This window comes from Martinezella sp. CNPSo 3959 (assembly GCF_057784355.1).
Genome location: NZ_JBXSOV010000020.1, coordinates 66,900 through 79,927, shown reverse-complemented (window position 1 = coordinate 79,927; position 13,028 = coordinate 66,900). Strand labels below are relative to the sequence as shown.

At 60.3% G+C, this 13,028-nt stretch carries 12 protein-coding genes; 3 read left to right on the top strand and 9 right to left on the bottom strand.

Annotated features, from left to right (window positions below; genetic code table 11):
- Positions 1-121 precede the first annotated feature (121 nt).
- Positions 122-973: a MurR/RpiR family transcriptional regulator gene (locus tag AC13RE_RS27465; RefSeq protein WP_183714240.1), complete on the top strand. Its 852-nt coding sequence runs from the start codon at positions 122-124 to the stop codon at positions 971-973.
- Between the two features lie 4 nt (positions 974-977).
- Here the strand turns inward: AC13RE_RS27465 and AC13RE_RS27460 are convergent, their stop codons facing one another.
- The 9 genes from AC13RE_RS27460 to AC13RE_RS27420 all read right to left on the bottom strand — a co-directional run bounded on the left by AC13RE_RS27460 (position 978) and on the right by AC13RE_RS27420 (position 10,790).
- Positions 978-2,561, bottom strand: a complete 1,584-nt coding sequence (locus tag AC13RE_RS27460) for an FGGY-family carbohydrate kinase (protein WP_488565260.1) — start codon at positions 2,559-2,561, stop codon at positions 978-980.
- Positions 2,562-2,581: 20 nt separating this feature from the next.
- Positions 2,582-3,256, bottom strand: coding sequence for an HAD family hydrolase (locus AC13RE_RS27455; RefSeq protein WP_015341204.1), 675 nt, complete (start codon positions 3,254-3,256; stop codon positions 2,582-2,584).
- A 101-nt stretch (positions 3,257-3,357) separates the two neighbouring features.
- The gene (locus AC13RE_RS27450) at positions 3,358-4,839 is read right to left on the bottom strand and encodes a mannitol dehydrogenase family protein (RefSeq protein WP_488565259.1); all 1,482 of its coding nucleotides are present in this window, start codon (positions 4,837-4,839) and stop codon (positions 3,358-3,360) included.
- A gap of 147 nt (positions 4,840-4,986) precedes the next feature.
- Positions 4,987-5,991 (bottom strand): ABC transporter ATP-binding protein, encoded by a 1,005-nt coding sequence (locus AC13RE_RS27445; protein ID WP_488565258.1) that lies wholly within the window; start codon positions 5,989-5,991, stop codon positions 4,987-4,989.
- A gap of 11 nt (positions 5,992-6,002) precedes the next feature.
- The gene (locus AC13RE_RS27440; RefSeq protein ID WP_075851745.1) at positions 6,003-6,845 is read right to left on the bottom strand and encodes a carbohydrate ABC transporter permease; all 843 of its coding nucleotides are present in this window, start codon (positions 6,843-6,845) and stop codon (positions 6,003-6,005) included.
- A 1-nt stretch (position 6,846) separates the two neighbouring features.
- The gene (locus AC13RE_RS27435) at positions 6,847-7,719 is read right to left on the bottom strand and encodes a carbohydrate ABC transporter permease (RefSeq protein ID WP_015341208.1); all 873 of its coding nucleotides are present in this window, start codon (positions 7,717-7,719) and stop codon (positions 6,847-6,849) included.
- Positions 7,720-7,863: 144 nt separating this feature from the next.
- Positions 7,864-9,180, bottom strand: coding sequence for an ABC transporter substrate-binding protein (locus AC13RE_RS27430; protein WP_132717626.1), 1,317 nt, complete (start codon positions 9,178-9,180; stop codon positions 7,864-7,866).
- Positions 9,181-9,325: 145 nt separating this feature from the next.
- The gene (locus tag AC13RE_RS27425; protein WP_488565257.1) at positions 9,326-10,279 is read right to left on the bottom strand and encodes a sugar-binding transcriptional regulator; all 954 of its coding nucleotides are present in this window, start codon (positions 10,277-10,279) and stop codon (positions 9,326-9,328) included.
- A 55-nt stretch (positions 10,280-10,334) separates the two neighbouring features.
- A complete protein-coding gene (locus tag AC13RE_RS27420) occupies positions 10,335-10,790 on the bottom strand; it encodes an RbsD/FucU family protein (RefSeq protein WP_488565256.1) in 456 nt (151 codons plus the stop codon).
- 216 nt (positions 10,791-11,006) lie between these two features.
- Between AC13RE_RS27420 and AC13RE_RS27415 the strand changes: the two genes are divergently transcribed.
- Together AC13RE_RS27415 and AC13RE_RS27410 are read left to right on the top strand one after the other, a co-directional pair.
- Entirely contained in the window at positions 11,007-11,666 is a 660-nt protein-coding gene (locus AC13RE_RS27415; protein ID WP_015341212.1) for a response regulator, read from the top strand.
- Positions 11,663-13,024 carry an ATP-binding protein gene (locus AC13RE_RS27410; RefSeq protein ID WP_488565255.1) on the top strand — a complete coding sequence of 454 codons (1,362 nt, stop codon included), beginning with the start codon at positions 11,663-11,665 and terminating at the stop codon, positions 13,022-13,024. Before AC13RE_RS27415 ends, AC13RE_RS27410 begins: the two co-directional genes overlap by 4 nt.
- Positions 13,025-13,028: the final 4 nt, after the last annotated feature.

Below are 13,028 nucleotides of genomic sequence, written 5' to 3'. Positions count from 1 at the left end.
GTACGCCACATTAAGAACAACAACCGCAACAAGAACGACAGCCCGATCAAAATTGAATAGCCAATGGGCGTAGAAATTGGCGCAACATAACATCGAAAAGACCATCAAAGAGGCGCAAAACTTGGAAGACCTTAGCCAGAAACTTAGACAATATATAAAGATCGGCACTCCGGCCGAACGAAGAATTGCTAAGTATTTCTCCGAGCATTTGAATGAACTACCGTTCGAGACGGCCTCCTCCGTTGCCGACAGGCTGGAATTGAGCCCGATGACGGTAGGTAGGTTTCTGCGGTCGCTCGGCTACCACGGTCTCGATGGGATAAAGGTGCACCTCAAGGAAAATGCGCCCGGTATCACATCGCAATTGCCCAATATCCTGGAACAGTTGCAGAAAGATGCGAGCGAAGGGCGCCCGCTTGCGACGCAGATTGCCGAACAGATCGAGATGCTGCAGCATATCTACAACCTCGCCGGCCAGCCGCAATGGCGCGACGCGGTTTCGACAATTCTGTCCTCCGGACATGTCTTTGTCACCTCTCACCCGAGTCTCGCAGGGATCGGTCGTTATTTTCGCGATCGCCTCACCTTTGCCCGCGATCAGGTCCTTTTCCTCGATGGCGCCAATGGCAGCTACATCGAGCTGTTCGGCGAGCCCGCCGAAGACGGATTGCTTGTCGTCATCGACTCCCCGAGCTTTGTCACCTCACGGCTTCTGGCTCGCTCGGCTCGTCGGGCAGGCTACAAGGTATTGCTGTTAACTGGACAATTCACGGAATGGGCGCATGAATTCGCAAACATCACGCTGTCCCTGCCGCCGCAGCGCGCCAACAGCCGTGAAAATCTTTCAGCCATAATGGCACTCCTGGAATATCTGGCGACTTCAGTTGCTCACGCCGCGGGCGAAGCGGCGGAAACGAGGACGCGCCGCATAGAAGAGCTTCAGGGCATGTTCGCTCAGGCACCGCTCCGGTAGCCGCCTATTCCATGGCGTCCAGCTCCGCGCGATGGCGATACATGGCGAGGAAACGCCGGTAGTCGCGATCGTAGAGTTTCGTCTTTTCGGCATTCGGCAGCCGCTCATGACCGCCCGGATACATGGCGGCGCCGGCAACCCCGAGGCTTTCGTGAATCCCGCAGGAGACGGAAGCTGCGATTGCCGTGCCGAGCAGCACGGTTTCGTTCATCTTCGGGATGACCACCTTGCAGCCGGTCACGTCCGAGTAGAGTTCCATCAGCACCGAATTCTTCACATGGCCGCCGGCGACATGCAGCGTGTCGGGCACGTAGCCGTAATCCCGCATCCGCTCCAGGATATGGCGAATGCCGAGCGCAATGCCGACGCTGGTGCGCCAGTACAGCCGGCAGAGGCCATCGAAGGACGCATCCAGCGTCATGCCGCTGATGACACCCAACGCATGGGGATCGGCAAGGGGCGAGCGATTGCCGTGAAAATCGGGCAGCACATGGATACGCCCCCCAAGGGAATCACCCTCCGCACGCCTGAGCTCCGCAATCCGCCGCACGATACTGTCGTGCAACGCCGCTGTCGGCGGCCCACCGGCCGCATGCATGCTGACGATATGGTCGAGCAGCGCGCCAGTCGCCGACTGTCCGGCCTCGGCAAGCCACATCCCCGGGAAGACAGCCTCGTAATATGGTCCCCACATGCCTGTGCTGCGCTTGCGCTCGCGCGCAAAGGAAACCACGCAGCTCGAGGTTCCCGCAATCAGCGCCAGTTGATGTTCCAACGTGGTGGCATCGCCGGCATGGGCTGCAAGAGCGCCGAGCGCGCCCGCGTAGGCGTCGATCATGCCCGCACCGACATGGCATTTACGGTCGAGACCCAGCGCTTGCGCCGCCTCGGCCGTCAGTGTGCCGATGGACCGTCCAACGGCAACACTCTCGTCGGGCAAGCCGCCGCGTTCGCGCAGATCGCCAAGGCCGATCACATTGAGGAAATCGGCCTGCCAGCCCGGCTCGCGATGCGCAAGATAGTTCCATTTCGCCACCAGCGTCGAACGCGACCGTGCGAGCGAACCGGTCGCCTTCCATGTCATGAAATCGGCGAGGTCGAAAAAATAGCCGGCCTCAGCCCAGGTTTCCGGCAGGTTTTCCTTCAGCCACATCAGCTTCGGCATTTCCATTTCAGGCGACATGAACGCGCCGGAATATTCAAGAACCGCGTGCTTCGTCGCCGTGCAGTAATCCGCCTCAGCCAACGCCCGATGATCGAGCCAGACGATGGTGTCGAACCTTTTCTCGCCGCCGGTGGAAACGGTGAGCTGCCCGCCGTCGCGGTCACGCACGACCAGCGAGCAGGTCGCATCGAAGCCAATCGCGCCGATGACAGAGGAGTCGACGCCGGCAGCCTTTACCGCTGCGCGAACGACGGTGCAGACGGCAGTCCATATGTCTTCAGAATCATGCTCGGCGTGGTTTTCACGCGGGCGATTCATCAGGATCGGATGTTCGCTTTTACCCAGCAGTGAACCGCTCGCGGTGAAGACACCAGCGCGCGCGCTGCCTGTGCCGATATCGACCGCAACCACGTGATCACGCATGCAAAAGAGGTCCCGCCCACTTATCTCTTGTTGCGGACAAGTTGTATCAATTCCGGCATCGCGTCAAACACGACTTCCGGCGAAAGCTGCTCTAACTCCGCCCGGTAACTCGGCGAATGGGCATGCGAACCACCGGTGAAGGCAAAGACCGTCATGCCGGCGGCGCGCGCTGCCGTGATGCCCGCCGGGCTGTCTTCGACGACGATGCAATCCTTTGGCAGAACGCCCATCTTTTCGGCCGCATAGAGGAAGAGATCCGGCGCCGGCTTGCCGCGTTTCACCATGCTGGCACTGAATATATTCGGCTCCAGTCTGTCCAGCAGTCCGGTCACGCCGAGCGAGAGGCGGATGCGCTCCAGCTGGCTGGACGAGGCGACGCAGCGCGGCAGCGAAAGCGCATCCAGCGTCGCGCCGATACCGTCGATCGGCTTCAGCTCATGCTTGAAGCGTTCATAGAGATCGTTGCGGATACGGTCGAGAAATGCCTGATCGATAAAGACGTCGAATTCCGTCTGCATCGTATCGACGAGCGTCGCCAGGCTCTTGCCGAGGAAGCGGCTATAGACATCCTCTTCGCTCATCTCGACGCCGACATCATGCATCGCCTGGATGAGCACGCCGACCGACAACGGCTCGCTGTCGACAAGCACACCATCGCAATCGAAGATTACGAGCCCTGTTCCCGCATCCGCCATCACAGATCCAACCTGAATTCTATTCGTAGCCCTGCCATGTCCGAAACACCGGCGGGACAATGGAAAACGGCCGGAACAGGAGAGGTCCGGCCGTTCGAAAATTATTCCGCGAGTTTGTTGTCCAAGTATAGCTGCAGGGTGACGCGGGTACCCTTTTCCCACAGCGTTTTCAGTGCATGCGCAAAGCGCTGGCGGAAAAGATCGGATTTGGCCACATCGCCGAAGATGTCGTCGAAGACGAGGAAGGCATTCGGATCGTCCTTCGCCTTGAGGGCCGCCTCATGCAGCCGATCGGCGCTGGCATCGTTGAAGACGAGATCCTTGCCGCTGTCGCTCTTGCCGGCGAAGTAACGGCACCACAACGCCGAAACGAGCGCGAGGCCGACAATATCCTCGCCGCGGCGGAGACGATCCGCCGTCGACGGCAGGATGAATTTCGGCTGGCGGTTCGAGCCGTCCTGCGCCAGGCGCGGGATGGTATCGGCGATCTTTGGATTGGCGAAGCGGTGTTCGATCAGCTTGAAGTAGTCAGCAAGCACAGTATTTGGTACCGGCGGGATGACGGGGATGATCTCGTCATTTTCGAGCTTGGCCAGAAAGGCGCGGATCAGCGGCGCTTCCATGGCTTCATGCACGAAATGAATATCCATCAGCGCCGCCGGATAGGCGATCGCCGCATGGCCGCCATTGAGGATGCGGATCTTCATGTGCTCATAGGGGGTGACGTCGGGCACGAAGGTGACACCGACCTTTTCAAGCGGCGGACGACCCGCCGGGAAATTGTCCTCCAGCACCCATTGCTTGAACTCTTCGCAATAGACCGGCCAGTTGTCTTCGATATCGAAAACGTCCTTCAGGAGATCGATCTCGCGCGCGCCAGTTGCCGGCGTGATACGGTCGACCATGCCGTTCGGGAAGGCGACGTTCGCAGCGATCCAATCGGCAAAGGCCGGGTCGGAAAGCTTTGCCGTGCCGACGACGGCGGCTTTGGTAACGCCGCCATTATGGGGGATATTGTCGCAGGACATGACGGTGAAGGGCGGCAGGCCGGCAGCGCGACGCGCCTTCAGACCGGCGACGATCAGGCCGAACACCGTCTTCGGCGCATCCGGGTTCTGCCCATCGGCCACGATTGCCGGATGGGCGGGATTGAACTTGCCCGAGGCATCAATGAAATAGCCACCCTCGGTAATCGTCATCGAGACGATGCGGATTGTCGGGTCAGCGAGCTTGGCAATGATCGCCTTGGCGTCGCCGACCGGCAGGATGTCGATCATGGGCGCGGTGACGCGCGCAGCCGTGCGGTTGTTGTCCTGCTCGACAACGGTCGTCAGGAAGTCCTGGGCGGCCAGCTTTTCACGCATGGCTGCATCCGACGGCAATACGCCGGCGCCGATGATCGCCCAGTCATGCGCCTCGCCGGTATTGAAAAGGTCGTCGAGATAGATTGCCTGATGGGCACGATGGAAATTGCCGACACCGAAATGCACGATACCAGCCGAAAGCGACTTCCGGTCATAGGCAGGAATGGCCACCTTTGCAGCCGCCTGCTGGAGAGTTGCGAGCGATAATTTGCACGTCATGTCTCTGGTCCTTCTGAAAGGTCTTTGGCTCCGGGCGGCTGGGAAACCCGCGCCGGCTGGTATGCTTGACCGGTGCACGCAGATCGATGATGCGAACCGGAACAGATGCGTCGGCCGTGCCCGCCCCAGCGCACACGGCCTTGGCTCTTAAGCTGAAATCGCAAGCCCTTCGGCGTTGAACCGGTGAATATGCGTCTTGTCCGGTGTCAGGTAGACGGTATCGCCGGCCCGGGCCGGGAAATCGCCCGAGCCGCGCGCGGTCACCGTGCCGATCCCGTCAACGTCGATATGCAGGAAGGTGTCGGAACCGAGATGTTCGGCCACGAGCACCTTGCCCTGCCAGTCGCCCGACGTGGTCGACAGCAGCACGTGTTCCGGCCTGACGCCGATCGTGTCGCCGCCGAGGCTCTGGGCGTAGGGGCCCTTGACGAAGTTCATCTTCGGCGAGCCGATGAAGCCGGCGACGAAGAGGTTGCGCGGGCTGCGATAGAGCTCCAGCGGCGAGCCGACCTGTTCGATATTGCCGCGGTTGAGCACGACGATCTTGTCGGCCATGGTCATGGCCTCGACCTGGTCATGCGTCACATAGACCATCGTCGTCTTCAACTGCTGGTGCAGCTCGCTGATCTCAAGGCGCATGTTGACACGCAGCGCCGCATCGAGGTTCGACAGGGGCTCGTCGAACAGGAAGGCGGCCGGCTGGCGCACGATGGCGCGGCCGATGGCAACACGCTGGCGCTGACCGCCGGAAAGCTGGCGCGGCTTGCGCTCCAGATAGTCCGTCAGGTTCAGGACGCGTGCGGCATCCGCAACCTTCTTGTCGATTTCCGCCTGCGGCATGTTCGCCATCTTCAGCGGAAAGGCGATGTTCTTGCGCACGCTCATATGCGGATAGAGCGCGTAGGACTGGAACACCATGGCAAGGCCGCGATCGGACGGCTTCAGATTGGTGCCGTCCTTGCCGTCGATCATGATCTGACCGCCGGAGACGTCTTCAAGGCCGGCAATCAGGCGCAGCAGCGTGGACTTGCCACAGCCCGACGGGCCGACGAAGACGACGAACTCGCCGTTGTCGATCTCGAGGTCGATGGAAGGGATGACCTTGGCTTCGCCGAAGACCTTGGAGACTTGTTTGAGAACAATGCTACCCATGTTTCTCTTCCTTACTTAACCGCGCCGAAGGTCAGGCCGCGAACGAGTTGCTTCTGGCTGAACCAGCCGAGGATCAGGATCGGAGCGATCGCCATGGTCGATGCCGCCGAAAGCTTGGCATAGAACAGGCCCTCCGGGCTGGAATAGGAGGCGATGAAGGTGCTCAACGGCGCCGCGTCAACCGCGGAGAGGTTGAGCGTCCAGAAGGCCTCGTTCCAGGCGAGGATGATGTTGAGCAGCATCGTCGAGGCAAGGCCCGGGATCGCCATCGGCGTCAGGACGTAGATGATCTCCTTGGCAAGCGTCGCACCGTCCATGCGGGCCGCCTCGAGGATTTCGCCGGGAATTTCCTTGAAGTAGGTGTAGAGCATCCAGACGATGATCGGCAGGTTGATGAGCATCAGCACGACGACCATGCCCACCCGGCTGGCGAACTGGTTGTTCAGGAGGCCGAAGCTCTGGAACAGTAGGTAGATCGGAATGAAGGCGCCGACCGGCGGCATCATCTTCGTCGACAGCATCCACATCAGGACGTCCTTGGTCCGCTTGGTCGGCGAGAATGCCATGGCCCAGGCGGCGGGTACTGCGACGAGCAGACCGAGAATGGTCGAACCGAAGGCGATGATGACCGAGTTGCCAAAGTGGAGGAAGTAGTCCGAGCGCGACTGCACCTCGAAATAGTTCTCCAGCGTCCAGTGGAAGAAGAGGAACTGTGGCGGCGAGGCAATCGCATCGCCTTCCGTCTTGAAGCTCGTCAGGATCGTCCACAGGATCGGGAAGAAGATAAGGATTGCCACGATCCAGGCGGCGATCGATACAACGATCTTGCGTTGCGTGGTGACTTTGCGTGCCATCTCAAGCCTCCAGATTCTTGCCGACTGCGCGCATCAGGAAGATCGCGACGATATTGGCGAGGATGACGGCGATGATGCCGCCCGCCGATGCGCCGCCGACGTCCTGCGACAGAACGATCTGCGAATAGACGAGATAAGTCAGGTTCGTCGTCGCCGTGCCCGGACCGCCGTTGGTGGTGACGAGGATCTCGGCGAAGGCCGACAGCATGAAGATCGTCTCGATCAAAATGACGACAGTGATGGCCCGCGCCAGATGCGGCAGGATGATATGGATGAACTTCGAAACCGGGCCGGCGCCATCCATCTCGGCAGCTTCCTTCTGCTCCTCATCCAGCGACTGCAGGGCCGTCAGCAGGATGAGCGTCGCGAAAGGCAGCCACTGCCAGGCGATGATGATGATGATCGACAGCAGCGGAACCGTCTCCAGCCAGGTCAGCGGATCAAGCCCGAAGAACCGGAAGAGATGTGCCAGGAGCCCGTTCACCGGGTTCATGAACATATGCTTCCAGATGAGGGCTGCGACCGTCGGCATCACGAAGAAGGGCGCAAGCACCAGCATGCGCACGATGCCCTGGCCGAAGATCGGCTGATCAAGAAGGAGTGCCAGCGCAATGCCGCCGACGACGGTGATCAGCAACGCACCACCGACAAGCAGCAGCGTGACGATCAGCGAGCTGAGGAAGGCCGGATCGGTGATGAAATATTCGTAGTTGAGAAACCCGAGGAAATCATGCGTGCCGGGGTTCAGCAGATTGTAGTTCAGCGTCGAGAAATAGATCGTCATCACAAGCGGGACGATCATCCACGCAAAGAGGAGCAGAACCGAAGGCGCCATCATGACGCGTGCGGTAGAACGGGTGTGCAACGTTGCCATGGCAAGTACCGACCTATCTTTAAAGGAGGGGGTGGCCGCGGACCGGCTGAAACAAAAGGGCCGCCAAGGGCAGTTCGGCGCTCGGCGGCCTAGAGGAAAGCAGTGCTCGAGAGGGGGCGCTGCTTTCCTTAGCTTCGAAGGCCCTTACTTCGGATAGCCGGCCTTCTTCATTTCGCGTTCCGTCAGCTGCTGGGCAGCCTTCAGAGCCTGATCGACCGAGATCTGGCCGGCGAGAGCAGCCGAGAACTGCTGGCCGACAGCAGTGCCGATGCCCTGGAATTCAGGGATGGCGACGAACTGGACGCCAACATAGGGAACAGGCTTGACGGTCGGATGCGTCGGATCAGCCGAGTTGATCGAGTCGAGCGTCATCTTGGCGAAAGGCGCTGCCTTCTGGTAGTCCGCATTCGCATAGAGCGAGGTGCGGGTGCCGGGAGGGGCATTCAGCCAGCCTTCCTTCTGTGCGACAAGGTTGGTGTATTCCTTGCTGGTTGCCCAGGAGATGAACTTTTCTGCGATTTCAGCCTTCTTCGACGAAGCCGGGATGGCGAGGTTCCATGCCCAGAGCCAGTTGCCGCGCTTGCCGAGGCCCTTATCCGGAGCCAGAGCGAAGCCGACCTTGTCGGCAACCTTGGATTCCTTCGGATCGGAGACGAAGGAGGCAGCAACGGTGGCGTCGATCCACATGCCGCACTTGCCGGACTGGAACAGGGCCAGGTTCTCATTGAAGCCGTTGGAAGAAGCGCCCGGAGGGCCGGCATCCTTCATCAGCTTGACGTAGAAGTCGAGCGTGTCCTTCCATTCCGGCTGGTCGAACTGTGCCTTCCACTTTTCATCGAACCAGCGGGCGCCGAAGGAATTCGACATCGCCGTCAGGAACGCCATGTTCTCGCCCCAGCCAGCCTTGCCGCGAAGGCAGATGCCGTAGACTTCATGGTCCTTGTCGGTGATCTTGCGGGCCGCATCAGCAACGAAATCCCAGGTCGGTGCGTCCGGCATCTTAAGACCGGCCTTTTCGAACAGGTCCTTGCGATACATCACCATCGAGCTTTCGCCGTAGAACGGTGCTGCATAGAGCTTGCCGTCGGTTGTCAGACCGCTGCGAATGGCCGGGAGAAGGTCATCCGCCGCATAGTCCTTGTCGGCGGAAAGCTTGTCGAGCGAGGCAAGCCAGCCGAGCTTGCTCCAGATCGGCACTTCGTAGGTGCCGATGGTCAGCACGTCGTACTGGCCGGCCTTGGTGGCGATGTCGGTCGTAACCTTCTGGCGCAATACGTTTTCTTCGAGCGTGACCCATTGAAGGTCGATGCCGGGGTTTTTGGCTTTGAAATCGTCCGTAAGCTTCTGCATACGGACCATGTCGCCGTTATTGACCGTCGCAATCGTGAGGGTTTCGGCAGACGCCAGGCCGGCGAACATCAGGGCCGAGCAGGCGCCCAGCAGTAAAGTTTTCAATTTCATATCTTCCTCCCAGAAGATTAAAATGAGCATTCGCTTTGCTCGTGGGCAATTACTCACCTCTTGCGACAAAATGTCAATGCAGATTCGTTGCTGCATTGCCGAGCAAGCAGCCTATCCTTTTGTTTTTATGATTTAAATTTTTTGCTCACACCCTGAGCAAAAATTCGGCAACTGCCTCGTCCGTGATCAAACCGTTGATCTGCTGACCGACGACGGCGGCCTTGATTGCCTCGAATTTGCGTCGGCCCTTGGCGATTCCGATGACGCTGCAGGTATCGCGCGACGGCAAAGGCGCACTGGCGACGCGCTCATTGACATCGTCAGGCATGAGCTTGCCATTGCCATCGAAAACCCAGCCACAGATCTCGCCGGCAGCGCCTCGATCCATCAGGGCAAGCATCTCATCTCTTTCAAGGAAACCGTCGAGACAGAGCGGCGCCTCGACACCCATCTCGCCGATGCCGACGAAGGTCACGTCGGCCTGCGCGCTGATATCGAGCGTCGAGCGCACCAGTGCCTGCGCATGCAGCAGTTCGCGCTCCTCGGCGGAAGACACCAGCACTGGCAGTGGCATCGGAAAATGCCGCGCCTTGACGACGTCGGCCATGCTGAAAATGACGTTGTAGTAGGCGGCCGAACCGTCGGGGCCGATATTGCCCGTCAGCGACACCACCCGGTGCTGCAGACATTCGATCGCCGGCAGCTGATCGACCGCAGCCTTGAGCGTGCGCCCCGTGCCGATCGCCAGCACGATCGGGTCGGGCCGCCGCAGCCAGCGCTCGATTTCGGCAGCACCCGCTTCGGCAATGCCGATCGTGGAGGATGTGCTGTCTGAATCGCTCGGCACGATATCGACATGCCGCAGATTGAATTTCTTCTTGAGCTCTGCCGCATATTCCAGACACGCGGCGATCGGATGGTCCAGCCGGACCTTGATCAGCCGCTCGGCGACGGCAAGCGACACCAGCCGCTGGGCCGACTGCCTGGATACTCCCATCGCGACGGCGATTTCGTCCTGCGTCCGGCCGGCAACATAGTAGAGCCAACCGGCTCGCGCCGCATCGTCAAGCCGTCCCTGGGAATCCAGCTTTCTCGCCATCGCCTTCCTTTATCGAAACAGCGCCCTTGCCGCCATCCGGATCAAGCGTGCCTGATCACTCAGCTTCCGGCGGGATGACGCCCTTGGTCAAGGTAAAACAACCGTAGAAACGGCGCTCACCAGTCTGAATGACGCAAAAGGCATCCTTGGCACGCTCATAGAAGGCAAAACGCTCGACCGGCGTCAGCGGCCAATGCTTGCCCTCGGCCTTGTCGATCACGGCTTGGACTTCATGCTGCACCTGCGGCACCTCATCCGGCGCACCAACCACTTCCATACGGGCCGCCGCGTCGTCAATGAAAGTATCGAGCGGCATCAGCGACAGGATTGCCGCAACCGCTTCAGCAGACGACACGTTGTCGATACGCAGCAGCTCGCCCAGAACGGTCTGGCTTGCCACCGATTCGGCGGGGAAATTCGTGTCGACGACAGCGAGCATATCGCCATGCCCCATGGACTTGAGTGCGTAGAGCACATCCGCATTCAACAGCGGTGAAATTCCCTTCAGCATGACCGAGATCCTCCGATAGCCTCCGGCGGCATCCGTGCCGCCTCGTTCTCCGCACAAGTAACCATCGCGTTTCTGTCTGTCCATAGGTACCGGGAACGTTTTCGCTGTGTTAGCGAGCCATGAACTGTGCATCCAGCCATGGCTTATTTCAGCCGTTATTGACCCGATAGGTCCGTCGGCATTAACTGAAGTACGTTCAACGGTTGAGAGGTGCAGGTGCGCATTCTTGTGGTGGAGGACGACGACACGATCGGCGGTGCGGTTCGCGACCATATCGCGGCAGGGCCTCACGCCGTGGATTGGGTCAAGAACCTGGCCGATGCGGAAGAGGTCACCAGCGCCGTGCAATACGGCCTCGTCCTGCTGGATCTGCAACTTCCGGACGGCAGCGGCATCGATTTCTTGAAGCGGCTGCGCCGCAGGCCGGATGAAACCCCCGTCATCATCCTGACGGCACGCGATCAGATTTCCGACCGAATAGAGGGACTGAATAGCGGTGCCGACGATTATCTCGTCAAGCCGTTCAATCTCGGCGAACTCACGGCCCGCATCCTGGCGGTTGCCCGACGGTATGCGGGCAGCCCGCAGCCGACCCTGCGCTTCGACGACCTGGAAATCGATCAACCGCAGCGCCGCGTCAAGCTGGCAGGCAAGGATGTTATCCTGACCGGCCGGGAATGGGCCGTGCTCGACCTGTTGATCACGCGACCGGGCGCCATTGTCTCCAAAGACAAGATAGAGGAAGCGCTCTATGCCTTCGGCTCCGAGATCGAGAGCAATACGGTGGAGGTCTATGTGAGCCGCCTGCGCAAGAAGATCGGCAAGGATCGCATAAAGACGGCCCGCGGTGTCGGCTATTGCCTGGGCGAACGATGAGTGAGGCCAAAACCGCGAGCCGCGCCAGCATCACCCGGCGTCTGATCACGGCGCTGACCGGCACCGTCGTCATCTTCTGGCTGATCGCGGTCGGCATCGGTGTTTATGTCGTCAACAAAGAACTCTCGGAAACCTTCGACGGCGCATTGCAGGAAACCGCCGAGCGTCTACTGCCGCTGGTGCTCGACGATCTCGCCAACCGCGACCATTCCGGCGATCCCCAGAGCCTGGAAGCGCTCAACAAGGGGCTGAACCGCGAATATCTGACCTACCAAGTGCTCGATGGGAATGGCAAGGTCATTCTGCATTCCCACGATGCGCCTCCAACCGCCTATGAGGTGCCGCTGGCAATCGGCTTCCACAATACATCACGATACCGGATCTATACCGAATCCTCGGCCGATGGGACGATCTTCCTGCATGTCGCCGATGCCTTCAAGAATCGCCGCGAGGCATTGCGCGAGAGCGGCGTCGCGCTGCTCTGGCCGCTGCTGGCGCTCATTCCGGCGAGCATCATCGCCATCGGCATCATCGTTGGCCGATCGCTGCGGCCGATCGACCGTCTGCGCTCCGAGATCGCCACCAAGGACGGCGGCAACATGGCGCCGCTCGAGAGCGAAACGCTGCCGCTCGAACTGCAGCCGATCGCCCGTTCCGTCAACCTGCTGCTTGAACGCCTGCGGCTCGCCCTTGAAGCGGAGCGGGAATTCACCGCCAACAGCGCCCATGAACTGCGCACCCCGATTGCGGGAGCGCTTGCCCAGACGCAGCGGCTGATCGCCGAACTGCCGAAAGGGCAACTGGCGGAACGCGCCGGCCGTATCGAAACGTCTCTCTCCAATCTCGGCCGGCTGGCAGAAAAGCTGCTGCAGCTCTCTCGTGCCCAGGCCGGTATCGGCACCGGCGACAAACCGGCCGATCTTACGGCCGTCATCGAAACCGTCATCGGCGACTACGACCGCGATACCGGCACGGCAGGCCGCGTCCTCTTGGAGAACGAGACTTCGGGAAAATTGCTCCGCAATGTCGATATCGATGCCTTTGCGATCGTGATCCGCAATCTGATCGAAAACGCTTTGATCCACGGCCCGGCCGATGAGGAAGTGACGGTCAGAGTCGACGATCGCACCGTCCGGGTCGTCAATGGCGGCGCCGTGCTATCCGCCCATGAGCTTGCCGGCCTGAAGAAGCGTTTCTGGCGCGGCAAGACGAAAGCGGCGGGCTCAGGCTTGGGATTGTCGATCGTCGAGCGCATCGTTGGCCAGATCGGCGGTCATCTCGATCTACTCTCGCCGGCGACCGGTAGGGCCGATGGCTTCGAAGCGAGAATCACCTTGCCGCTTAAGACAACGGATTGACGGC